This window comes from Streptomyces sp. LBL, assembly GCF_029893585.1.
GTDB lineage: Bacteria > Actinomycetota > Actinomycetes > Streptomycetales > Streptomycetaceae > Streptomyces.
Window position 1 is genome coordinate 1 of sequence record NZ_JARXYX010000014.1, and the last position, 22,597, is coordinate 22,597.

At 71.0% G+C, this 22,597-nt stretch carries 19 protein-coding genes, 1 tRNA gene and 1 pseudogene; 16 read left to right on the top strand and 5 right to left on the bottom strand.

Annotation, left to right across the window (positions count from 1 at the left end; genetic code table 11):
- Positions 1 to 91: 91 nt before the first annotated feature.
- Entirely contained in the window at positions 92 to 2,659 is a 2,568-nt protein-coding gene (locus M2271_RS18285) for a hypothetical protein (RefSeq protein ID WP_280888312.1), read from the bottom strand.
- Between the two features lie 102 nt (positions 2,660 to 2,761).
- Between M2271_RS18285 and M2271_RS18290 the strand changes: the two genes are divergently transcribed.
- The gene (locus M2271_RS18290) at positions 2,762 to 3,208 is read left to right on the top strand and encodes an SRPBCC family protein (RefSeq protein WP_280888313.1); all 447 of its coding nucleotides are present in this window, start codon (positions 2,762 to 2,764) and stop codon (positions 3,206 to 3,208) included.
- 39 nt (positions 3,209 to 3,247) lie between these two features.
- Positions 3,248 to 3,319 (top strand) — tRNA-Val (locus tag M2271_RS18295).
- 39 nt (positions 3,320 to 3,358) lie between these two features.
- Here M2271_RS18295 and M2271_RS18300 read toward each other — a convergent pair.
- Complete coding sequence (locus tag M2271_RS18300; RefSeq protein ID WP_280888314.1) at positions 3,359 to 4,084, bottom strand: 3'-5' exonuclease; 726 nt, start codon at positions 4,082 to 4,084, stop codon at positions 3,359 to 3,361.
- A 192-nt stretch (positions 4,085 to 4,276) separates the two neighbouring features.
- Here M2271_RS18300 and M2271_RS18305 point away from each other — a divergent pair, with 192 nt between their 5' ends.
- The 3 genes from M2271_RS18305 to thrS all read left to right on the top strand — a co-directional run bounded on the left by M2271_RS18305 (position 4,277) and on the right by thrS (position 8,286).
- Complete coding sequence (locus tag M2271_RS18305) at positions 4,277 to 4,843, top strand: DUF4365 domain-containing protein (protein ID WP_280888315.1); 567 nt, start codon at positions 4,277 to 4,279, stop codon at positions 4,841 to 4,843.
- Complete coding sequence (locus tag M2271_RS18310) at positions 4,840 to 6,072, top strand: hypothetical protein (protein ID WP_280888316.1); 1,233 nt, start codon at positions 4,840 to 4,842, stop codon at positions 6,070 to 6,072. Before M2271_RS18305 ends, M2271_RS18310 begins: the two co-directional genes overlap by 4 nt.
- A gap of 237 nt (positions 6,073 to 6,309) precedes the next feature.
- Positions 6,310 to 8,286 (top strand): threonine--tRNA ligase, encoded by a 1,977-nt coding sequence (gene thrS / locus M2271_RS18315; RefSeq protein ID WP_280888317.1) that lies wholly within the window; start codon positions 6,310 to 6,312, stop codon positions 8,284 to 8,286.
- Positions 8,287 to 8,314: 28 nt separating this feature from the next.
- On the opposite strand, the gene M2271_RS18320 is transcribed toward thrS, so the two are convergent.
- A complete protein-coding gene (locus M2271_RS18320) occupies positions 8,315 to 8,977 on the bottom strand; it encodes a potassium channel family protein (RefSeq protein WP_280888318.1) in 663 nt (220 codons plus the stop codon).
- A 66-nt stretch (positions 8,978 to 9,043) separates the two neighbouring features.
- Between M2271_RS18320 and M2271_RS18325 the strand changes: the two genes are divergently transcribed.
- Complete coding sequence (locus M2271_RS18325) at positions 9,044 to 9,601, top strand: HIT domain-containing protein (protein ID WP_280888319.1); 558 nt, start codon at positions 9,044 to 9,046, stop codon at positions 9,599 to 9,601.
- A gap of 198 nt (positions 9,602 to 9,799) precedes the next feature.
- On the opposite strand, the gene M2271_RS18330 is transcribed toward M2271_RS18325, so the two are convergent.
- Positions 9,800 to 11,458, bottom strand: coding sequence for a hypothetical protein (locus M2271_RS18330; RefSeq protein ID WP_280888320.1), 1,659 nt, complete (start codon positions 11,456 to 11,458; stop codon positions 9,800 to 9,802).
- 269 nt (positions 11,459 to 11,727) lie between these two features.
- Entirely contained in the window at positions 11,728 to 13,926 is a 2,199-nt protein-coding gene (locus M2271_RS18335) for an elongation factor G-like protein EF-G2 (RefSeq protein WP_280888321.1), read from the bottom strand.
- A gap of 229 nt (positions 13,927 to 14,155) precedes the next feature.
- Here M2271_RS18335 and pgsA point away from each other — a divergent pair.
- The 10 genes and pseudogenes from pgsA to ruvB all read left to right on the top strand — a co-directional run bounded on the left by pgsA (position 14,156) and on the right by ruvB (position 22,485).
- Positions 14,156 to 14,888, top strand: a pseudogene (gene pgsA / locus M2271_RS18340) (phosphatidylinositol phosphate synthase).
- The gene (locus M2271_RS18345; protein ID WP_280888323.1) at positions 14,885 to 15,805 is read left to right on the top strand and encodes a phosphatidylinositol mannoside acyltransferase; all 921 of its coding nucleotides are present in this window, start codon (positions 14,885 to 14,887) and stop codon (positions 15,803 to 15,805) included. Before pgsA ends, M2271_RS18345 begins: the two are co-directional and overlap by 4 nt.
- Positions 15,802 to 16,971, top strand: a complete 1,170-nt coding sequence (locus tag M2271_RS18350; protein WP_280888324.1) for a glycosyltransferase family 4 protein — start codon at positions 15,802 to 15,804, stop codon at positions 16,969 to 16,971. The genes M2271_RS18345 and M2271_RS18350 overlap by 4 nt, the downstream gene beginning before the upstream one ends.
- A 54-nt stretch (positions 16,972 to 17,025) precedes the next feature.
- Entirely contained in the window at positions 17,026 to 17,568 is a 543-nt protein-coding gene (locus M2271_RS18355; RefSeq protein WP_280888325.1) for a hypothetical protein, read from the top strand.
- Between the two features lie 124 nt (positions 17,569 to 17,692).
- Positions 17,693 to 18,604, top strand: a complete 912-nt coding sequence (gene pdxS, locus M2271_RS18360) for a pyridoxal 5'-phosphate synthase lyase subunit PdxS (RefSeq protein WP_280888326.1) — start codon at positions 17,693 to 17,695, stop codon at positions 18,602 to 18,604.
- 6 nt (positions 18,605 to 18,610) lie between these two features.
- Positions 18,611 to 19,216 (top strand): pyridoxal 5'-phosphate synthase glutaminase subunit PdxT, encoded by a 606-nt coding sequence (gene pdxT / locus M2271_RS18365; protein ID WP_280888327.1) that lies wholly within the window; start codon positions 18,611 to 18,613, stop codon positions 19,214 to 19,216.
- A gap of 48 nt (positions 19,217 to 19,264) precedes the next feature.
- Positions 19,265 to 20,017 carry a YebC/PmpR family DNA-binding transcriptional regulator gene (locus M2271_RS18370; protein ID WP_280888328.1) on the top strand — a complete coding sequence of 251 codons (753 nt, stop codon included), beginning with the start codon at positions 19,265 to 19,267 and terminating at the stop codon, positions 20,015 to 20,017.
- A 146-nt stretch (positions 20,018 to 20,163) separates the two neighbouring features.
- Entirely contained in the window at positions 20,164 to 20,712 is a 549-nt protein-coding gene (ruvC, locus tag M2271_RS18375) for a crossover junction endodeoxyribonuclease RuvC (RefSeq protein ID WP_280888329.1), read from the top strand.
- Positions 20,709 to 21,314 carry a Holliday junction branch migration protein RuvA gene (gene ruvA, locus M2271_RS18380; protein WP_280888330.1) on the top strand — a complete coding sequence of 202 codons (606 nt, stop codon included), beginning with the start codon at positions 20,709 to 20,711 and terminating at the stop codon, positions 21,312 to 21,314. Before ruvC ends, ruvA begins: the two co-directional genes overlap by 4 nt.
- 76 nt (positions 21,315 to 21,390) lie before the next feature.
- Positions 21,391 to 22,485: a Holliday junction branch migration DNA helicase RuvB gene (ruvB, locus tag M2271_RS18385; protein ID WP_280888331.1), complete on the top strand. Its 1,095-nt coding sequence runs from the start codon at positions 21,391 to 21,393 to the stop codon at positions 22,483 to 22,485.
- Positions 22,486 to 22,597: the final 112 nt, after the last annotated feature.

Genomic DNA, 22,597 nt, shown 5'->3' on the forward strand with positions numbered 1-22,597 from the left:
TCTGCCACCGACACACCCTGACAGCCACACGCTGCCCGGTACAGCACCCGGACGGCGCGTCACGACAGGGCGAACGTTGCCTGATGCGGCACTAGTTCATCCTGTCCAGGACTTCCCGCACCCGTCGGACGTCCCGGATGTGCTGCTCGTACGTCGCCCCGAGTGCGAGCAGCAGCAGTCCGGCGAGGGCGAAAGGCACCCAACGGGGGAGCATGCCGGTCATCTGCACGAGGTACGGGGCGAGTTCGTGCAGCGCGAGGAGGGTGAGCGCCGAGCCGCCGAGCAGCAGCGGTGCCCGGAGGTGGTGTCGGGCGCCCAGCAGGGTGACCAGCAGTGCCGCGCCGCCGAGGAGCAGCGGGCGCGTCCAGTGCGTGTCGCTCCAGGCCGCGACGAGGCTCGGGACCAGGGTGGCGGCCAGGCCGGGGCCGTACGCCGTCCAGGAGGACGCCTGTGGATCGCGGCGCCTGCGCAGCACGCCGATGAGTAGCGCCGGGACGGTGACCGGGAGGGTGTACGCCTCGGGGGCGCCGACGTCCCAGGTGGCCAGGCGGACCCAGGTGGCCAGCACGAAGAGGGCCGTGGCCGCGTAGCCGAGGGGGCGCCGGTCCGGGCGTACGGCCGTGCCGGCGGTGATCACCGCGCACAGTGCCAGGACGAGGGCGAGCAGGGGGAGGTCGGTGAGGGCGAGGGTCACGGCGAGCAGGCCGGCCGCCGCGCCCGCCGCCTCGACCGGCACGGTCGCCGAGGAGCCGCCGAGCCGTGCCGCCAGGAGCGCCGCGACGGCTGGAACCACGAGGACCAGCAGGGCGGTGTGCGCGGCCGGCCAACCCGCGGCGGCACCGGTCGCGCAGGCGAGCGCGGCGGCGTGCACGAGGGCGGCCGGGGCCGTGACGGGCGTGAGGCGCGACTGCCAGGAGGCGGCCGCGCACAGCGCGGTCAGGGCGGAGAGCACGGTGAGGGTCGCGGTCTGTGTGGCAAGGGAGAGCGAGGCGAGACTGAGCGAGCTGACCAGTGCGAGGACGAGGGCCGTGAGCTCGGCGGGCAGGAAGTGATGTACGTCGGTTGTCGGCGCGGTGGGCTGTGGCGGAGTGACTTCCGGTGTGAACGGGGTGGGGACACCCGCCGTCGTACCCTCTGGTGCTGGTGCTGGTGCTGGTGCTGGTGCTGGTGCTGGTGCTGGTGCGGGTGCGGGTGCGGGTGCGGGTGCGGATGCTGCTGCCGCTCGACGTACGGCTCCCGCTGCTCCCACGGCCGCAGCGATGACGAATCCCTGGACCAACAGGCCTACCCCGTAAGGTAGTTCGAGCACGGCCGGAAGGATCGCAGCCGTGGCCCAGGCCAGTCCCAGCGCGCCCGTCAGGGCTCGCGGGCGCCAGGTCGCGTCGCGGACCGTCAGGACGAGCACGGTCGCGACGGCCGTCAGGACGAGAGGGGCCGTCGTCGCGTGCGGCGGCCAGGGCACGTCCACCGTCACCGCGGCCCGGGAGTCCGAGGGTGCCCCGGTCCACGCGCGGGTCGCCCAGCCGGCCGGACCCAGCAGCGCGACGGCGAGGACGGGCAGCGTCCACAGCACGGCGAGCGCCTGCACCGCGCCGGAGGCCCACGCGAGACCGTGCCGCACCGCGTCCGGCAGGACACCGCCCCGCACCGCCGCCAACAGGGCGAACCCGCAGGCCAGATGGACCGGCACCGTCCACACCTCAGGCAGGGCGGGGCGCGCCGCACCGCCGATCGCGCCGACCGCGATCAGCCCCGAGGCGACGGCCAGACCGACGGCTCGTTTTTCGTCCTGGCTCCGCCAGGCGGCGCCCAGAGCGATCGCGGCCGCCAGGAGGAGGAGCGCCGCCGCACGGGCGGCGGCGCTCGGGCCGGCGGCCGTCCAGGACAGCCATCCGGCGGCCAGGACGCCCCCGGCACCCGTGCCGTACGCGCCGACGGCGGCGACGACCCGCGGGGAAAGGGCGGTCGTCCGAAGCGCCACCGCCGTGTCGGCCCCGGCCGTCACCAGGAGCGCGGCCGTGACCCCGTAGGGCCCCGCGTCCGCCGTGACCGCCCAGAGCAGCAGCGGAAGTTGGGCCGCGACCAGCGCGGCGGGGAGCGGCAGCCGCATCCCTGCTGTGACCGGGAGCAGACCGTAGGCGGCCCACACCCCCGCCAGTACGGCCGTCGCGACCGCCGCGTATCCCGTGCCGTCGACCCCCGCGAGGGCGGCTTGATGCAGGGCGTACGCGTCCAGCACCGTCAGCGCGGCGGCGAGGCCCGCCACCGACTCGGCCGTCGAGCGCAACCCCCGCTTCAGCAGCACCGCCGGCCCGGCGAGCGCGGCCAGCGTGACCGCGCCCAGTACCAGGGCCCGCCCGGTGATCCCCAGGTGACCCCAGCTGACCAGTGTGAACACCATCGCGGCGATGGTGAGCAGGACGCCGCCGAGCAGAAGGAGCAGGTTCTGCACGCTCGGGGCGGAGGTCTCCGGCCGCGGCGGGGCCACGAGCGCCGGCGCAGACTGCGGCTTCTGTGACATATGCGGCTTATGCGGCTTCTGTAGAGTGGTGACCAGCCAGGCGCGCCGGGTCAACAACTGGGCCCGGTGGGCGTCCAGTCGCCACAGCTCGGCGTCGAGGAGTCGCAACTCCTCGGCCGGTGGCGGAATATGCGTCATACCGTCGAGTGTGGTGCGCGTCACGTCGTACGGCATGAGTGTGGGTACTCAGGTTGTACTCAGATATGGCTCACCGCGCCCGCCGACGGGCAGACTCCGATCATGGACTGGACCCATTACCGCTTCCGCAGCCGGTGGCGCCTAGCCGCGGCGCCCGCCGCCGTGTACCACGCGTTGGAGGCGGTCGAGGACTATCCGCGCTGGTGGCGCCAGGTGCGCGAGGTGACCCGGATCGACGGCACGACCGGTGTCGTCCGCATCCGCTCCCTCCTGCCGTACGACATGACCTTCACCGCCCGTGAGGTGCGGCGCGATCCGGTGGCCGGGGTCCTGGAGAGCGCCTTGTCCGGGGACATCGACGGCTGGGCGCGCTGGACGGTCACCGTGGACGGCACGGGCAGCCTGGCTCGCTACGAGCAGGTGGTCGACGTCGGCAAGCCGCTGCTCAGGCGGTTCGCCGTACCGGGACGGCCGGTCTTCCGTGCCAATCACCGGCTGATGATGCGGGCCGGGCGGCGCGGACTGGCCGGCTACCTGGGAACGGTTTGAAGGAAACCCGCGGGGACCTGTATTGTTCAGTTCGTTCCCGGGCGATTAGCTCAGTGGGAGAGCGCTTCGTTCACACCGAAGAGGTCACTGGTTCGAACCCAGTATCGCCCACCGGGAAAGGCCGGTCCGCCTGAGGCGGACCGGCCTTCTTCACGCCGCGGCCGGCATGTCCGGTCGCAGCGGCCACGCCGGATCCACCGTCTCCTCCGTGCCGCTGCGGGCGAACCACGCCTGCAGGCCGCGCGCCTGTGCCGCGTGCCACACCGCCTGCAGGGTGTGCAGCTCCGCCGGGCTCAGCCGCTCCAGCCGCGCCGCGAACCGGCGCCCCACCGCCCGTACGACATCCAGCGAGGCCAGTGCGTCGGCCCCCGCGTCGTGCGCGCCCTCCAGCGAGACGCCGTAGTGCGCGCACAGGTCGGTGAGGGTGCGACGGCCCTTGCGGTAGCGGTCCAGATGCTTGTCGAGGACCCTCGGGTCGAGCACGAGCAGGGGGGAGGCCTCGAACCAGCGGTCCAGGGACGAGGTGCGATGTCGGCGCAACTCCCGGTCCAGGATCGTCAGGTCGAACGGTGCGTTCATCACCACCAACGGACGTCCCACCAGGGCCTGTTCGGCCAGTTTCTCCGCTATCTCGTACATCACCGGAGCGGGCCAGCGGCCGTTGCGCTGCAGATGCTCGTCCGTCAGTCCGTGTACCTCCGTCGCCCCGGCGGGCACCGGCACGCCGGGGTTCACCAGCCACCGGGTCACCCGCGGCCGGGCCCCCGGGGTGTCCTGGACGACGACGGCGGCCGACACGATCCGGTCGGTCTCCACGTCCACGCCTGTGGTCTCCGTGTCGAAAGCGGCCAGTGGCCCTTCGTACCAGCTAGACATACTTACCCAACCCCTCGTTCACCCACGGCAGCTGACGCCCCGTCGTCTGCCCCGTTTGGTGATACCCGGGCTGTTTGCGCCGTACGCCGGAAGGACACAACAGAACTACGGGTCCATGCAGTTCAGTGGACCGACGCGGGATCCACTCGGCCCAGGTCTGGGCATCTCACTTGTCCTGGAAGGCTGTTGCTCATGGCGATAGCGCAGCCCGAGCGGGGCGGGCTGCTGCCCGAACGCACGGGCCCCCATCGCGGCACACTCGCCACCACCGCCTGCATGGAAACCTTGCAGGTGGGCTACTTGCACGCGGTCGCGGCGGCGGCCGGCTGCTCGCTGTCGCAGCCCTTTCCGGACAACGGCATCGACTGGCACCTCAGTCACGGCTCGCCCGCGCACACCGTCGACGACGAAGTCACCATCAAGGTGCAGCTGAAGTGCACCTACCAGATCCCGCCGAACCCTCCCGCACGCACGTTCTCCTTCACGCTCGACAACGACCACCTGCGCAAGCTCGCCCGCAGCCCGGTCTCGGTGCACAAGATCCTCGTGGTGATGCTCGTGCCGAGATCCCAGGACGACTGGTTGCGCGCCGGCCACGACGGGCTCGACCTCAGGCACTGCTGCTACTGGGTCAACCTCGCCGGTCACCCGGTCACCGGCCGGACCCGGACCACCGTGCGGATACCGACCTCGCGCATCTTCGACGACCGGGCGCTCTGCGAGATCATGACGCGGGTCGGGACCGGAGGCAGACCATGACGCACCGCCCGCTGGAAGAGCCACTGCGGCCCGTCCGGCCGCACTCCGTCGACCAGGCAGCCGTCACCTGGACCCGTCCCCCCGACCCCGCCGAGGTCGACCCCGCCGTACTCGGTGCCCTGCTGCACCGGCACGGCTGGCAGCGGCGCGGGGGAGCGGCCGGGCGCTACGGCCGCTGGACCCCGCCCGCACCGGGCGGCGGCATGAGCCTGCTGGTCCCTGAGAGCCGCGCCTTTCCCGACAGTGACGACCTGCTCGGCGAGGCGCTCCTCGCGCTGTCCCGCAGCGGGGCGCCCTCCGCGCGCGAGGTGCTGGTCTGTCTCGCGGTGCCCAGTGACGAGATCCGCTGGTGGCGCGACGTCCCCACCGGACCGGCCGGCGCCGCTCCCTGGACGGTCGAGGAGCAGTTGCGGACAGCCGCCCGGAAGATGCTGCTCGCCGGAGCGCTCGCCACGCGCGCGCGTGCGGGCTACTACGGCGCCCGCTACCGGCGTACCGCCGCCGGGTCCCTGGAGAACGTGCTCGTCGGCGCCGCGGCCGAGGGCCGCCGCCTGACCGCGTTCGCCCCCGTCGACACCGCCCGCCCACTGGCCGTACGCCTGCATCAGGCCCTGTACGCCGCCCGCGAGGCCATCGACTACCAGCGGGCCACCGGCGGCATGGACGCCTTCGACGGCGCCGTGGAGGCAGGCGTGAGCCGTGAGCTCACGGAGGCGCTGATCGCTCTCGTGCGGGGTACGGAAGGGGCCCGCGTCGCCGTCGACTGGGCGCCCGCCGCCGGTGTTCCCGAGGACTGCGCGGCGGGCGGCGAGCCCGTCGAGTTCTCGCCCGGCGACCTGCCCGTACTGCGCGAGGCCGGCGCCCGCTATCTGCGCGAGGAGCCCTCCGTGCCGGCGCGGATCACCGGGGCCGTGGTCCGGATGCGCAGGTCCGGGCCGCGCGGGGAGGGTTCGGTGCGGCTGCGGGTGATCGCCGGCGCGGAGGTTCCGCACGTCCGGCTGACCCTGGACGAGGAGTCCTACCGGATCGCCGGGCACGCGCACCTCGTCGGGCTGCCGGTGCGGGTGCTCGGCCGGCTGGAGAGCCGTGGCGGGTTCCGACGGCTGACGGACGCCTCCGGGGTCGAACCGGTGCAGGTGGACGAGGCGGAGCGGGACCGACTGATGAAGGTCCTGCAGGAGACCGCGGAGATCACGGCCTTCTTCGAGGAGACCTGCGGAGGGGACTGAGGCTTCGACGAGACATGCCGGAGGTGACTGGGGCTACGAGGGGCCTGTGGAGGTGACCGAGGCTTCGAGGGGGCCTGCGGAGGCGACTGAGGTGGGGGTGGACCGGGGAGCCGGAGCTGAGGTCATCGGAGCTGAGGTTTATCCGTTTAGCGGTCGGGGGCCCCGGGTCGGTACGATCCGGGGCATGCGCGCGCTCCCGGTATGGCGCCGCAATCCGCCTTCAGTCAGGAGAGACCGGTGTCAGACGTCCGTGTGGTCATCCAACGCGATTCCGAGCGGGACGAGCGCGTGGTGACGACGGGCACCACGGCCGCCGAGCTCTTCGCCGGCGAGCGTTCGATCATCGCCGCGCGCGTGGGTGGCGAGCTCAAGGACCTGTCGTATGTCCTGTCCGAGGGCGAGGAGGTCGAAGGCGTCGAGATCTCCTCCGGGGACGGTCTCGACATCCTGCGCCACTCCACCGCGCACGTGATGGCACAGGCCGTGCAGGAACTCTTCCCCGAGGCCAAGCTGGGCATCGGCCCGCCGGTCAAGGACGGCTTCTACTACGACTTCGACGTCGAGAAGCCGTTCACACCCGAGGACCTCAAGGCCGTCGAGAAGAAGATGCAGGAGATCCAGAAGCGGGGACAGAAGTTCTCCCGCCGCGTGGTCACCGACGAGGCCGCCCGCGAGGAACTGGCCGACGAGCCGTACAAGCTGGAGCTGATCGGCCTCAAGGGCTCGGCCTCCTCCGACGACGGCGCGGACGTCGAGGTCGGCGCCGGTGAGCTCACCATCTACGACAACCTCGACGCCAAGACCGGCGACCTGTGCTGGAAGGACCTGTGCCGCGGTCCCCACCTGCCGTCGACCCGGAACATCCCGGCGTTCAAGCTGATGCGCAACGCGGCCGCCTACTGGCGTGGTAGCGAGAAGAACCCGATGCTCCAGCGCATCTACGGCACCGCCTGGCCGACCAAGGACGAGCTGAAGGCGCACCTCGACTTCCTCGCCGAGGCGGAGAAGCGCGACCACCGCAAGCTGGGCTCCGAGCTCGACCTGTTCTCCATCCCGGAGCAGATCGGCTCCGGCCTCGCGGTCTTCCACCCCAAGGGCGGCATCATCCGCCGGGTCATGGAGGACTACTCGCGCCGCCGCCACGAGGAGGAGGGCTACGAGTTCGTCTACACCCCGCACGCGACGAAGGGGAAACTCTTCGAGACCTCGGGCCACCTGGACTGGTACGCCGACGGCATGTACCCGCCCATGCAGCTCGACGAGGGCGTGGACTACTACCTCAAGCCCATGAACTGCCCGATGCACAACCTGATCTTCGACGCGCGTGGCCGCTCCTACCGTGAACTGCCGCTGCGCCTTTTCGAGTTCGGGACCGTGTACCGGTACGAGAAGTCGGGCGTCGTACACGGTCTGACCCGGGCCCGCGGCTTCACCCAGGACGACGCGCACATCTACTGCACGCGTGAGCAGATGTCCGAGGAACTCGACAAGACGCTCACCTTCGTCCTCGGCCTGCTGCGGGACTACGGTCTGACCGACTTCTACCTGGAGTTGTCGACCAAGGACCCGGAGAAGTTCGTCGGCTCCGACGAGGCCTGGGAAGAGGCCACGGAGACGCTGCGCGAGGTCGCCGAGAAGCAGGGCCTGCCCCTGGTCCCGGACCCGGGCGGCGCCGCCTTCTACGGCCCGAAGATCTCCGTCCAGACCAAGGACGCCATCGGCCGCACCTGGCAGATGTCGACCATCCAGCTCGACTTCAACCTGCCGGAGCGGTTCGAGCTCGAGTACACCTCGCCCGACGGCTCCAAGCAGCGTCCGGTCATGATCCACCGCGCCCTCTTCGGCTCCATCGAGCGGTTCTTCGCGGTGCTCCTGGAGCACTACGCGGGCGCCTTCCCGGCATGGCTGGCGCCGGTCCAGGCGGTCGGCATCCCGATTGGTGACGGGCACGTGGAGTACCTGGAGAAGTTCGCCGCCGCGGCGAGGAAGCAGGGCCTGCGGGTCGAGGTCGACTCCTCCTCGGACCGGATGCAGAAGAAGATCCGCAACGCCCAGAAGCAGAAGGTGCCCTTCATGGTCATCGCGGGCGACGAGGACATGTCCAACGGGTCCGTGTCCTTCCGCTACCGCGACGGCTCGCAGGAGAACGGCATCCCGGTCGACGAGGCCATCGCGAAGATCGCGAAGGTCGTGGAGGAGCGGGCGCAGGTCTGACGCGTACGTGCCGTGGGCCCCCGTGACGTCATCGTCCCGGGGGCCTCACGTTGTCCCCGGCACGTGCGAACCGCTGCATCAGAAACGACGAGAACGATCCCGTCACCGCGCCCAGCAGGGCGAGGCCGCAGCCCATCAGGACCACTGCGATCAGCCGCCCCATCGTCGTCACGGGGACGACGTCGCCGTAACCCACGGTCGCCAGCGTGGAGGCCGCCCACCACAGCGCGTCGCCGAACGTGCGGATCGACGCGCCGGGGGCGGCGTGCTCGTAGTAGTACTCGGCAAGGGCGGCGGACAGGCCGAGCAGTGTGGACGCCATGCCCGCGTAGAGCATGACCCGTGCCTGCAGAGCCAGCCGGGGCTCCCTCTGTCGGCGGTCCTGCATGGCGTCGTAGGTCCGCACGATGCGTACCGGCCGCAGCAGGGGCAGCACGACGACCAGCGAGTCCAGCCAGTGCCGGTGGACAAAACCCGGCCCCTCGCCGCTCAGGCGCCAGCGCACCACGTAGTCCACGACGAACAACGCCCAGGCACCGTACAAGACCGCCGAAGACAGATCGAGGACAGGCTGGGGCAGCCCCTCTCCCAGAATGCGCACTCCGTACGCGACGAGAAAGAGCAGTGAGGCGACTCCGAGCGGAATCCCCGCCTGCCGCTCCCAGCGTGCCGTCCGGCTGTCGTCGTCCATCGGCCCAGCTTGGCCGGGACGGTTGTCCCGTAACCCCGACGACACGCCGCGAACAGGCGAAGCAATATGCTGCACTGCATGACGAGTGAGCCGGAGCAGCAACGGGGAGTGGGGACCCAGGACGCGTTCCAGCGTCTGTGGACGCCCCATCGGATGGCCTACATCCAGGGTGAGAACAAGCCGACCGGCCCGGGTGCCGACGACGGCTGTCCCTTCTGTGCCATCCCGGCCAAGTCCGACGAGGACGGGCTGATCGTCCGGCGCGGTGAGCAGGTCTACGCCGTGCTCAACCTGTACCCGTACAACGGCGGTCACCTGATGGTCGTGCCCTACCGCCATGTCGCCGACTACACGGAACTCACGGACGCGGAGACGATCGAGCTCGCCGCGCTGACCAAGCAGGCGATGGCCGCCCTGCGCACCGCCTCCGGCGCGCACGGTTTCAACATCGGCATGAACCAGGGCTCGGTGGCCGGCGCGGGTATCGCGGCCCACCTCCACCAGCACGTCGTCCCGCGCTGGGGCGGCGACACGAACTTCATGCCGGTGGTCGGCCACACGAGGGTGCTGCCGCAGTTGCTGGCCGACACGAGGAAGATGCTGGCTCAGGCCTGGCCGTCGTAAGCCGCCAGGCCGCGGGCATGCGGGTGCCCGTGGTACCCGGCCGCCCGTCCAGCGTCGCGAGGACGAGGTCGGACGGGGCGAAGGAGGGCCTGAGCGCAGTCCAGACCGCAGTCCACGCCGCAGGAGGGCCGGGGCGTGGCCCCCGGGAGGGGCCACGCCGGCCCACCCGCAGGTACGCCCCGCCCCGCCGCCGGAGGCCTACGCGTCGTACAGGTCCGCCTGCTTCGGCGAGGCGTCCTGTACCGCCCCGCTGAGGGATGCCGACCGCGCGCCGAACTTCTCCGTGTCCACGCCGTTCTCCTTCAGGACCCGGATCGCCGCCGAGTGCACCACCCGCAGGACCGGCGTCGCGGCGCGCAGCGCGTCGTCGGCCATGAAACGGTGCCTCCAGGGCCTGTCCGCCCAGGCGTGCCGCAGTCCGAAGGGCTCGGGCAGGGTCAGGTTGCCGCCGAGCCAGTTGAGCAGCGGGGGATACCAGGTCAGGGGCGCCCGGGCCGCCAGTCGCACCACCTCGTCCGCGTCGACCAGCGGAAGCTTCACCTTCCGGGTCTCCCAGAACTTCACCGACTTCGTGACTTCCTTCTCCTTGGCCTCCGGCTTCGAGGTGAACAGCCCGTGCACCGGACCCAGCGCGTGCCCGGTCACCTCGATGCGCAGGGTCTCGTGCAGCACGGTCACCGTGATCAGCATGGTGATGACCAGCTGCCCGTCCCACAGCGTCCACTGCACGCCCAGATAGTGCCGGTCGCCCGCGCCGAACTGCTGCTTGTTGCAGATGTCCTGTATCGCGTGCGTCTTGACCTGGTACGCGTCCACGTCGGTGCCCTCGGGCCGGGACACCGCCGTCGCGTTCTCCGCGACGGGGGTGACGATCCAGTGGCGTATCGACGCCTTCGTGAAGCCGCCCGTGTTCAGCGGGCCGCGCTCCAGCATGCGCAGCTGGTCGTGGATCGCGCGAATGACGTCCCAGCTGCGGAAGGGGTGGATCTCACGGGTGGGGTCGGCGGGGAGCAGGTCCTCGGCGAGCTGCCAGCTGCCCCAGCGGGTGCCCATGCCGAGTATGCCCTTGGGCCCGGCGTAGAAGACGGAGTTGGACTGCTGCTCGGCGCTCAACGTGGCCAGGGACTGGCGCAGTTGCTCGGCCGCCGTCTGCTTGGGGCTGGTCGGCACCGCCTCAGGCACCTTCGCCCCGATGCTGCTGCCGGACAGCAGGCTGTCCCAACGGCCCCGCAGGTCCTGCGCCGTGCGCTCGCAGATCCGCTTCGCCCAGAACCAGCCGACCACCGGCAGGACCACCGCCGCGCGCGCGTACCAGGCCCAGAACCCCGAGAACGGCATCTTGACCAGGAAGATCACCGCGAGGGCGCCCACCCCGACGAGCAGTGCGGTGGCCAGGGCGCCGGCCCTGCCCTCCTGCTTGGCGATCGTCGTGCGGATCTGGAAGACCAGCAGCCAGATGAGCAGCCCGGGCAGGAACAGCAGCCCGCACAGCACCATGACGATGGTGAGCAGGTTGTCCCGTTCCCTGCGGATGTTGTTCGCGGCGAGGCAGTGCTCGACCACGACCTGCGGCTCGGCGCCGAAGGACTGGATGAGCGGCTTGCGGCCGGCCCCGAGCATGCGGGAGACCACGGCCCCGGAGAACGCCTCACCCAGATTGGGCCGGAAGAGTCTCGTCCACTTGCGGCCGCCGCTGACGGCCGACTTGTGCCACTCGTTGTTGGCCTTGAGGATCTCCTCCACCGGACTGTCCCGATAAGCCGCCGAGGCCAGCGCGAACGTCGACGTCTGGCCCCCGTCGCCCGTGCGCGGCACCTGCGGACCGAACATGTCCGCGTAACCGCTCCCAACGGTCATTCCCGCCCCCGATCGTCGCAGGTCTTGCTCCTGCGGCCTTCCCGACTTCCGTGCTCCGCACACATGTTGATCAGGTCATCAGCGTATCCGCAGGCAGTGACATCCGTCGGCGGTCGCCCCGACATCCGTCGGGGGTTCACCCACAACCGTCTGCTGACGCCCCAGTAACCGTCTGCTGCCACCCCGACAACCGTCGGCGGACGGCCGAAGCCGCCCGCCGACGCGGAGGGGAGCGTTCCGCGAACGTCACTGGTGGGGCCTGTCACCAACTATGCAGAGCTGCCCGCCTCTTCGCGGATCCTTTCCGCGATCTGGGGTGGCATCGGCTCGTGCCGCGCGTACGAACGGCTGAAACGGGCCGTGCCGTGGGACAGCGAACGCAGATCGACCGCGTACCGGTCGATCTCGATCTCGGGCACCTCGGCCCTGACCAACGTCCGCCCGCCACTGATCTGTTCGGTGCCGAGCACCCGGCCGCGCCGCCCCGACAGGTCGCTCATCACGGCGCCCACGTAGCCGTCCCCGACCAGGACACTGATCTCGGCGACCGGTTCCAGCAGATGGATCTTCGCGTCGGCCGCCGCCTCCCGCAGCGCCAGCGCACCGGCCGTCTGGAACGCGGCGTCGGAGGAGTCCACCGAGTGCGCCTTGCCGTCCAGCAGCGTGACCCGGATGTCGATGAGCGGATGGCCGGCCGCGACTCCTCTGGCCGCCTGGGCCCGCACGCCCTTCTCCACGGACGGGATGAACTGGCGCGGCACCGCCCCGCCGACGACCTTGTCCACGAACTCGATGCCCGAACCGCCGGTCAGCGGCTCCACCTCGATCTCGCAGACGGCGTACTGCCCGTGCCCGCCGGACTGCTTCACATGCCGGCCGCGGCCCGCCGACTTCGCCGCGAACGTCTCCCGTAGGGAGACCCTGTGCGGGACGACGTCGACCTGCACGCCGTAACGGCTGCGCAGCCGTTCCAGCGCGACGTCCGCGTGTGCCTCGCCCAGGCACCACAGCACCACCTGGTGGGTGTTCTGGTTCTGCTCCAGCCGCATGGTCGGGTCTTCGGCGACCAGCCGGGCCAGCCCCTGGGAGAGCTTGTCCTCGTCGGCCTTGCTGTGTGCCTGGATGGCCAGCGGCAGCAGCGGGTCGGGCATCTCCCACGGCGCCATGAGCAGCGGGTCGTCCTTGCCCGAGAGCGTGTCCCCGGTCTCCGCGCGGCTCAGCTTCGCCACACACGCGAGATCACCGGCGATGCAGTGGGTCAGCGCCCGCTGCTGTTTGCCGAAGGGAGCCGACAGGGCGCCGATGCGCTCGTCGACATCGTGGTCCTCGTGCCCCCGGTCCGTGAGCCCGTGCCCGGAGACATGGACCGTCTCGTCCGGACGCAGGGTGCCCGAGAAGATCCGTACCAGCGAGACCCGGCCCACATACGGGTCGGACGAGGTCTTCACGACCTCCGCGACCAGCGGCCCGTCCGGATCGCACAGCTTCAGCTCACGCGGCTCGCCGTCCAGCGTGGTGACCCGGGGGGCCCGCCGCTCCAGCGGGGTCGGGAAACCGCCGGTGACCAGCTCCAGGAGCTCGACCGTGCCGAGTCCCGCACGGGCGCCCTCGGCCGCGGGTGCGGCGGCCAGCACCGGGAAGAAGACCCCGCGCGCGACGGCCCGCTCCAGGTCCTCGACCAGCGTCTTGACATCGATCTGCTCGCCGCCGAGATAGCGGTCCATGAGGGTCTCGTCCTCGCTCTCCGAGATGATCCCCTCGATCAGCCGGTTGCGGGCCTCCTCGATCAGCGGCAGCTGGTCCTCGCCCGGCTCGGCTTCCTTGCGCGTCCCGGAGGAGTAGTCGAACAGTTGCTGCGACAGCAGCCCGATCAGCCCGGTCACGGGCGCGTGCCCGTCCGGTGCCTGCGGGCCGCGCAGCGGCAGGTAGAGCGGGAGGACGGCGTCGGGGTCGTCGCCGCCGAAGGCCTCCGCGCAGATCCGGGTCATCTCCTCGAAGTTCGCGCGGGCGGCCTCCAGGTGCGTGACGACGATCGCCCGGGGCATACCGACCGCCGCGCACTCCTCCCACACCATGCGGGTCGAGCCGTCCACGCCGTCCGAGGCGGAGACGACGAAAAGGGCCGCGTCCGCCGCTCGCAGACCGGCCCTCAGCTCTCCGACGAAGTCGGCGTATCCGGGGGTGTCGAGAAGATTGACCCGGTACCCGCCCCATTCCACGGGGACCAGGGAGAGCTGCACCGAGCGCTGCTGACGGTGCTCGATCTCGTCGTAGTCGGAGACGGTGCCGCCGTCCTCCACGCGGCCCGCCCGGTTCACTGCCCCCGCCGTCAGCGCGAGGGCTTCCACCAATGTCGTCTTGCCCGAACCGGAGTGGCCGACCAGCACCACATTCCGTACGGACGCGGGGTGGTCGGCCGCCGCTGCTCTGCCGGCGGCTCCGGTGTGTGTGTTCGCCTTGTCGCCCATGGCCTTGCCTCCCGTGCACGGTGAGGTCACTGTGGGCGCGGACACGCGGTCCGCGTGCGGTGGCGGCTCCGGCGACGCCCGCGGTGTTCTTCGAGCTTTCCACTCCCGCCACGGTGCGTCCATACGAGGGACGGGATCGCATCGCCCGCCGCCGGTCGCGGGCCGTCCACCGCATCCCGGGGCCGGGCCGCGGGTGCCCGTCCGTCGCCCACACGCGCGCGTGGCTACGATGGGCCAGCCGGCGGCCAGCAGGGGCCGCTCGGCCACACCGAACCCTCGGGAAGGCCATGCTGAACAAGTACGCGCGTGCATTCTTCACGCGTGTCCTCACACCGTTCGCCGCGTTTCTCATCCGGCGGGGCGTCAGCCCCGACACGGTGACCCTCCTCGGCACCGCAGGTGTGGTCGCGGGTGCGCTGGTCTTCTACCCAAGGGGCGAGTTCTTCTGGGGCACGGTCGTGATCACGCTCTTCGTGTTCTCCGACCTCGTCGACGGGAACATGGCCCGCCAGCTCGGCCGCACGAGCCGCTGGGGCGCCTTCCTGGACTCCACGCTCGACCGGGTCGCCGACGGCGCGATCTTCGGCGGCTTCGCCCTCTGGTACGCGGGCGGCGGCGACGACAACGTGCTGTGCGCGGTCTCGATCTTCTGCCTGGCGAGCGGCCAGGTGGTGTCGTACACCAAGGCCCGGGGCGAATCGATCGGCTTGCCGGTCGCCGTGAACGGACTCGTCGAGCGCGCCGAGCGCCTGGTGATCGCCCTGGTCCTGGCGGGCCTCGCGGGCCTGCACACGTTCGGCGTGCCCGGCATCCAGTACCTGCTGCCGGTAGCCCTGTGGATCGTCGCGGTCGGCAGCCTGGTCACGCTGATCCAGCGGGTCGTCACGGTCCGCCGGGAGTCGGAAGAGGCGGAGGCTGCGTCCGCCCAGGAGGAGACGCGGGGGAGCGAGGCGGCGAAGTGAGCGCCCAGGACCGGGTCACCGACGCGCTGTACGGCCTGGGCTGGGGCGTGGTCAAGAAGCTGCCCGAACCGGTCGCCGTACGCCTCGGCCGGAGCATCGCCGACCTCGCCTGGAAGCAGCGCGGCAAGGGTGTGCTGCGGCTGGAGAGCAACTACGCGCGCGTGGTGCCCGATGCGAGCCCCGAGCGCCTCGCCGAACTGTCCCGCGCGGGCATGCGGTCGTATCTGCGCTACTGGATGGAGTCCTTCCGGCTTCCCGCCTGGAGCGCCGATCGCGTCAAGGGCGGCTTCGACCCCAAGGATGCGCACCACCTCACGGAGGGCCTCGCGGCCGGCAAGGGCGTCATCCTCGCGCTGCCGCACATGGCCAACTGGGACCTCGCCGGCGCCTGGGTCACCACCAAGCTGGACACACCGTTCACGACGGTGGCCGAACGCCTCAAGCCGGAGACGCTGTACGACCGTTTCGTCGCCTACCGCGAGGGCCTCGGCATGGAGGTCCTGCCGCACAGCGGCGGCACCGCCTTCGGCACGCTGGCCCGGCGGCTGCGTGACGGCGGTCTGGTCTGCCTGGTCGCCGAGCGGGACCTGTCCTCCTCCGGCGTCGAGGTCCGGTTCTTCGGCGAGGCCACCCGCATCCCGGCCGGACCTGCGCTGCTCGCCCAGCAGACCGGCGCGCTGCTGCTGCCGGTGACGCTCTGGTACGACGACTCACCCGTCATGCGGGGCCGGGTGCATCCCCCGGTCGAGGTCCCCGAGTCAGGTACGCGGGCCGAGAAGACGTCTGTCATGGCACAGGCGCTGGCCGATGCCTTCGCCACGGGGATCGCCGACCATCCGGAGGACTGGCACATGCTGCAGAGACTGTGGCTCAAGGACCTCGATCCCGCCCGATCCGCCGACGGGGGGACCGCGTGAGGATCGGTATCGTCTGCCCGTACTCCTGGGACGTGCCGGGCGGCGTCCAGTTCCACATCCGCGATCTCGCCGAGTACTTCATCCGCCTCGGGCACGAGGTGTCCGTCCTCGCCCCCGCCGATGAGGACACCCCGCTGCCGCCGTACGTCGTCTCGGCCGGACGTGCCGTGCCGGTGCCGTACAACGGATCGGTGGCCCGGCTGAACTTCGGTTTCCTGTCGGCGGCCCGGGTGCGGCGCTGGCTGCACGACGGCCGGTTCGACGTCATCCACATCCACGAGCCCACCTCGCCCTCGCTCGGCCTGCTGGCCTGCTGGGCCGCGCAGGGCCCGATCGTCGCCACCTTCCACACCTCCAACCCGCGCTCCCGGGCCATGATCGCCGCGTACTCGATCCTGCAGGCCGCACTGGAGAAGATCAGCGCCCGGATCGCGGTGAGCGAGTACGCCCGCCGCACTCTGGTCGAGCACCTCGGCGGGGACGCGGTGGTGATCCCGAACGGTGTCGACGTCGACTTCTTCGCCAGGGCCGAGCCCAAGCCCGAGTGGCAGGGAGACACCATCGGCTTCGTCGGACGCATCGACGAGCCGCGCAAGGGCCTGCCGGTGCTGATGAAGGCGCTGCCGAAGATCCTCGCCGAGCGCCCGCAGACCCGGCTGCTGGTCGCCGGCCGCGGGGACGAGGAGGAGGCGGTCGAGAACCTTCCGAAGGAACTGCGCCCGCGCGTGGAGTTCCTCGGCATGGTCAGCGACGAGGACAAGGCCCGTTTCCTGCGCAGCGTCGACCTGTACGTCGCCCCCAACACCGGCGGTGAGAGCTTCGGCATCATCCTGGTCGAGGCGATGTCCGCCGGCGCCCCCGTGCTCGCCTCGGACCTCGACGCCTTCGCCCAGGTGCTGGACCAGGGCGCGGCGGGCGAACTGTTCGCCAACGAGGACGCGGACGCCCTAGCCGAGGTGGCCCTGCGGCTGCTGGCGGACCCGGAGCGACGGGCCGGGCTCAGCGCGCGCGGCAGCGTGCACGTACGCCGGTTCGACTGGTCGACGGTCGGCGCGGACATCCTGTCCGTGTACGAGACGGTGACAGCCGGCGCGACGGCGGTCGCCGCGGAGGACGACGAACGGACGACGGGCCTGCTGGCGCGGCTGGGGCTGGCGCGGGACTGACGGGCTCTCGTACGGGTCGTAAGGCGCCGCCGGGCACGGGTAGCCTTGCGGCCCGTGACGTCGACACTCATCTGGATCGCGGTAGCCCTGTTCGCGATCGGTCTCTATCTGAGCTGGACCGCGGGCCGGCTCGACCGGCTGCACGCCCGGATCGACGCGGCCCGCGCCGCACTCGACGCGCAGTTGCTGCGCCGCGCCTCGGTGGCCCAGGAACTGGCCACCTCCGGGGTGCTCGACCCGGCCGCGTCGATCGTCCTGTACGAGGCGGCCCACGCCGCCCGCCAGGCCGAGGAGGAGCAGCGGGAAGTCGCCGAGAGCGAGCTGAGCCAGGCACTGCGGGCCGTGTTCGCCGAGACGGCGCAGGTGGAGGCGGTACGGGAGGCACCCGGGGGAGAGGCGGCGGCCCGGGAACTGACCGAGGCGGTCCGCCGGGTGCCGATGGCCCGGCGCTTCCACAACGACGCCGTACGCGCGGCCCGCGCGCTGCGCCGGCATCGCAAGGTGCGCTGGTTCCGGCTGGCGGGCCATGCGCCCTTCCCGTTGGCGTTCGAGATGGACGACGAGCCGCCCACAACCCTCTCCGAACGAGCGACTTAGGCCACGTTCACGGGTCAACGGCCGGAAAACGATCCACCGCCTCCCCATTGGCCCTTGATGTGGCCTGGTCCCGTCCCGTTACCTCGATGCTGCAGCAACCCTCTTCCACCGAGTGAGGTCACCCGTGTCCACCACGCTTTCCGACAACCAGGTTCCCGAGACCGGCACCGCCCGCGTGAAGCGCGGCATGGCCGAGCAGCTCAAGGGCGGCGTGATCATGGACGTCGTCACGCCGGAGCAGGCGAAGATCGCCGAGGACGCGGGCGCCGTCGCCGTCATGGCCCTGGAGCGCGTCCCCGCCGACATCCGCAAGGACGGCGGCGTGGCCCGCATGTCCGACCCGGACATGATCGAGGGCATCATCGAGGCCGTCTCCATCCCGGTCATGGCCAAGTCCCGCATCGGCCACTTCGTCGAGGCCCAGGTGCTGCAGTCCCTCGGCGTCGACTACATCGACGAGTCAGAGGTGCTGACCCCGGCCGACGAGGTCAACCACTCCGACAAGTGGGCGTTCACCACGCCGTTCGTCTGTGGTGCCACCAACCTGGGCGAGGCCCTGCGCCGTATCGCCGAGGGCGCCGCGATGATCCGCTCGAAGGGCGAGGCCGGCACCGGCAACGTCGTCGAGGCCGTCCGTCACCTGCGCCAGATCAAGAACGAGATCGCCCGCCTGCGCGGCTACGACAACAACGAGCTGTACGCCGCCGCCAAGGAGCTGCGCGCCCCGTACGAGATCGTGCGCGAGGTCGCCGAGCTCGGCAAGCTCCCGGTCGTGCTGTTCTCCGCCGGTGGCGTGGCGACCCCGGCCGACGCCGCGCTGATGCGCCAGCTCGGTGCCGAGGGCGTCTTCGTCGGTTCCGGCATCTTCAAGTCCGGCGACCCGGCCAAGCGCGCCGCCGCCATCGTCAAGGCGACCACGTTCTACGACGACCCGAAGATCATCGCGGACGCGTCCCGCGACCTCGGCGAGGCCATGGTCGGCATCAACTGCGACACGCTCCCCGAGGCCGAGCGCTACGCCAACCGTGGCTGGTAGTCACTGATGAACACTCCTGTCATAGGAGTCCTGGCACTCCAGGGCGACGTACGGGAGCATCTCGTGGCCCTGGCCGCGGCCGGCGCCGTGGCCAGGCCGGTGCGGCGCCCCGAGGAACTCGCCGAGACGGACGGTCTGGTCATCCCCGGCGGCGAGTCCACCACCATCTCCAAGCTGGCCGTCCTGTTCGGCGTGATGGAACCCCTCCGCGCGCGCGTGCGGGCCGGTATGCCCGTCTACGGCACCTGCGCCGGCCTGATCCTCCTCGCCGACAAGATCCTCGACCCGCGCTCGGGCCAGGAGACGATCGGCGGCATCGACATGATCGTGCGCCGTAACGCCTTCGGACGTCAGAACGAGTCCTTCGAGGCGGCTGTCGACGTGGCGGGCATCGCGGGGGATCCTGTGGAAGGCGTGTTCATCCGCGCCCCCTGGGTCGAATCCGTCGGCGCCGAGGCCGAGGTGCTCGCCGAGCACGACGGTCACATCGTCGCGGTCCGCCAGGGCAACGCGCTCGCCACGTCGTTCCACCCGGAACTGACCGGGGACCACCGTGTGCACTCCCTGTTCGTCGACATGGTGCGCGCCGAGCGGACAGCGGAGTCCTTGTAGGATCTCTGGGGTTCGTACAGAGACGGGTTACGCGAAGGAGACAGGCAGATGTCCGGCCACTCTAAATGGGCCACGACGAAGCACAAGAAGGCCGTGATCGACGCCAAGCGCGGCAAGCTCTTCGCGAAGCTGATCAAGAACGTCGAGGTCGCGGCGCGGATGGGCGGCGTGGACCTCGAGGGCAATCCGACGCTGTACGACGCCGTGCAGAAGGCGAAGAAGTCGTCGGTGCCCAACAAGAACATCGACTCCGCGATCAAGCGCGGCGGTGGCCTTGAGGCCGGTGGTGCGGACTACGAGACGATCATGTACGAGGGCTACGGCCCGAACGGCGTCGCGGTGCTCATCGAGTGCCTCACCGACAACCGCAACCGCGCCGCCTCCGACGTCCGCGTCGCCATGACCCGCAACGGCGGCTCCATGGCCGACCCCGGCTCGGTGTCGTACCTCTTCCACCGCAAGGGCGTCGTCATCGTCCCCAAGGGCGAGCTGGCCGAGGACGACGTCCTCGCCGCCGTCCTGGACGCGGGTGCGGAGGAGGTCAACGACCTGGGTGAGTCCTTCGAGATCCTCTCCGAGGCCACCGACCTGGTCGCGGTCCGCACCGCCCTCCAGGGCGCCGGGATCGACTACGACTCCGCCGACGCCAACTTCGTCCCGACCATGCAGGTCGAGCTCGACGAAGAGGGCGCGAGGAAGATCTTCAAGCTGATCGACGCGCTCGAGGACAGTGACGACGTGCAGAACGTCTTCGCCAACTTCGACGTCAGCGACGAGATCATGGAGAAGGTCGACGCGTAACGTCGCCGCGAGCTCGGCGGACCAAGCGGCTCAACGGGCCGACGGGACACACCCCGTCGGCCCGTCGCTTTGCCGGGCGTCGTCGGCGGTCGTTGTCGGTGGTACCGGATAGCCTGCACAAACAGGCGATCGAAGGGAGGGCGCGCGTGCGCGTATTGGGGGTGGACCCCGGACTCACGCGATGCGGTGTCGGTGTCGTCGAGGGCGTCCCCGGCCGACCGCTCACCATGCTCGGCGTCGGTGTCGTACGGACGCCCGCGGACGCCGAGTTGGGGCTGCGCCTCGTCGCCGTCGAGCAGGGCATCGAGCAGTGGCTGGACGAGCACCGGCCCGAATTCGTCGCTGTGGAGCGGGTCTTCAGTCAGCACAACGTGCAGACCGTGATGGGCACCGCCCAGGCCAGCGCGGTCGCCATGCTCTGTGCCGCCCGCCGCGGCATCCCGGTCGCCCTGCACACGCCCAGTGAGGTCAAGGCCGCCGTCACCGGCAGCGGCCGCGCCGACAAGGCCCAGGTCGGCGCGATGGTCACCCGGCTGCTGCGGCTGAGCGCGCCGCCCAAGCCCGCCGACGCCGCTGACGCCCTCGCGCTCGCCATCTGCCACATCTGGCGCGCTCCCGCGCAGAACCGACTCCAGCAGGCGGTCGCCCTGCACGCAGCCAAAGCCCTCACCCCTTCGAAAGGCCGTACGGCATGATCGCCTTCGTCAGCGGCACGGTCGCCGCACTCGCTCCCGACGCCGCGGTGGTCGAGGTCGGCGGTGTCGGCATGGCCGTGCAGTGCACGCCGAACACACTGTCCACGCTGCGGCTCGGCCAGCCGGCCAAACTCGCCACCTCCCTCGTCGTACGAGAGGACTCACTGACCCTGTACGGCTTCGCGGACGACGACGAGCGCCAGACCTTCGAACTGCTCCAGACCGCGAGCGGTGTCGGACCCAGGCTCGCTCAGGCGATGCTCGCCGTGCACGCGCCGGACGCCCTGCGCCGGGCCGTCGCCACCGGTGACGAGAAGGCGCTCACCGCGGTCCCCGGGATCGGCAAGAAGGGCGCCCAGAAGCTCCTCCTGGAGTTCAAGGACCGCCTGGGCGAGCCGATCGGCGTGCCCGCCGTCGGTTCGGCGATCAGCACAGGCTGGCGCGATCAACTGCACGCCGCGCTGATCGGCCTCGGGTACGCGACGCGCGAGGCCGACGAAGCGGTCAGCGCGGTCGCGCCGCAGGCCGAGGCCACCGGGGGCACACCCGAGGTGGGCCGGCTGCTGAAGGCGGCCCTGCAGACGCTCAACAGAGCCCGCTGACCCAGGGAGCCGCTGCCGCGAACGGCGCCCACCTCCTCGTATGCCCCAACCGACCGCGAATCCCGAGGCACACTCCATGAACTGGGACGACTCGACCGACACCCCCGCCGAAGAGGGGCTCGTCGGCCCCGCCGCGGAGCGGCTGGTGGGCTCTGTCGCCGACGGTGAGGACCAGGCCGTCGAGGCCGCCCTGCGCCCCAAGGACCTGGACGAGTTCATCGGTCAGGAGAAGGTCCGCGAACAGCTCGACCTCGTCCTGCGCGCCGCCCGCGCGCGCGGCGCCACCGCCGACCACGTGCTTCTCTCCGGCGCCCCCGGCCTCGGCAAGACCACCCTGTCGATGATCATCGCGGCCGAGATGAACGCCCCGATCCGCATCACCAGCGGCCCCGCCATCCAGCACGCCGGCGACCTCGCCGCGATCCTCTCCTCCCTCCAGGAGGGCGAGGTCCTCTTCCTCGACGAGATCCACCGCATGTCGAGGCCCGCCGAGGAGATGCTGTACATGGCGATGGAGGACTTCCGCGTCGACGTCATCGTCGGCAAGGGCCCCGGCGCCACCGCCATCCCCCTCGAACTGCCGCCCTTCACCCTGGTCGGCGCCACCACCCGCGCGGGCCTGCTGCCGCCCCCGCTGCGCGACCGCTTCGGCTTCACCGCGCACATGGAGTTCTACGAGCCCACCGAGCTGGAGCGAGTCATCCACCGCTCGGCCCAGCTGCTCGACGTGGAGATCGGGGCCGACGGCGCCGCCGAGATCGCCGGCCGCTCCCGCGGCACGCCCCGTATCGCCAACCGGCTGCTGCGCCGGGTCCGGGACTACGCCCAGGTCAAGGCCGACGGGATCGTCACGCGCGACATCGCGGAGGCCGCGCTGAAGGTCTACGAGGTCGACGCCCGCGGCCTCGACCGACTCGACCGTGCGGTACTGGAGGCCCTGCTGAAGCTGTTCGGCGGCGGTCCCGTCGGGTTGTCCACGCTCGCTGTCGCGGTGGGGGAGGAGCGTGAGACCGTGGAGGAGGTCGCCGAACCCTTCCTCGTCCGGGAGGGGCTGCTCGCCCGCACTCCGCGCGGTCGGGTCGGGACGCCCGCGGCATGGGCGCATCTCGGTCTCACCCCGCCCCGCTCGACAGCCACCGGAAACGGACAACGGGACCTGTTCGGGACGTGACCCGGTCGTGACGGCGCGCGCATTGGCCGGAGCAGGAACCCCGGTGCCATGCTGAGCGTTGTTCCCTGCGCGCGGACTCGCTTAGACTCCGCCGATGCCGCCTTTGTCGACG

What these genes read in the sequence shown, in the direction of transcription:
- M2271_RS18285 (WP_280888312.1), bottom strand. Translation starts at nt 2,659, where the DNA reads ATGACGCATATTCCGCCACCGGCCGAGGAGTTGCGACTCCTCGACGCC.
- M2271_RS18290 (WP_280888313.1), top strand. Translation starts at nt 2,762, where the DNA reads ATGGACTGGACCCATTACCGCTTCCGCAGCCGGTGGCGCCTAGCCGCG.
- M2271_RS18300 (WP_280888314.1), bottom strand. Translation starts at nt 4,084, where the DNA reads ATGTCTAGCTGGTACGAAGGGCCACTGGCCGCTTTCGACACGGAGACC.
- M2271_RS18305 (WP_280888315.1), top strand. Translation starts at nt 4,277, where the DNA reads ATGGCGATAGCGCAGCCCGAGCGGGGCGGGCTGCTGCCCGAACGCACG.
- M2271_RS18310 (WP_280888316.1), top strand. Translation starts at nt 4,840, where the DNA reads ATGACGCACCGCCCGCTGGAAGAGCCACTGCGGCCCGTCCGGCCGCAC.
- M2271_RS18320 (WP_280888318.1), bottom strand. Translation starts at nt 8,977, where the DNA reads ATGGACGACGACAGCCGGACGGCACGCTGGGAGCGGCAGGCGGGGATT.
- M2271_RS18325 (WP_280888319.1), top strand. Translation starts at nt 9,044, where the DNA reads ATGCTGCACTGCATGACGAGTGAGCCGGAGCAGCAACGGGGAGTGGGG.
- M2271_RS18330 (WP_280888320.1), bottom strand. Translation starts at nt 11,458, where the DNA reads ATGACCGTTGGGAGCGGTTACGCGGACATGTTCGGTCCGCAGGTGCCG.
- M2271_RS18335 (WP_280888321.1), bottom strand. Translation starts at nt 13,926, where the DNA reads ATGGGCGACAAGGCGAACACACACACCGGAGCCGCCGGCAGAGCAGCG.
- pdxT (WP_280888327.1), top strand. Translation starts at nt 18,611, where the DNA reads ATGAACACTCCTGTCATAGGAGTCCTGGCACTCCAGGGCGACGTACGG.
- M2271_RS18370 (WP_280888328.1), top strand. Translation starts at nt 19,265, where the DNA reads ATGTCCGGCCACTCTAAATGGGCCACGACGAAGCACAAGAAGGCCGTG.
- ruvA (WP_280888330.1), top strand. Translation starts at nt 20,709, where the DNA reads ATGATCGCCTTCGTCAGCGGCACGGTCGCCGCACTCGCTCCCGACGCC.
- ruvB (WP_280888331.1), top strand. Translation starts at nt 21,391, where the DNA reads ATGAACTGGGACGACTCGACCGACACCCCCGCCGAAGAGGGGCTCGTC.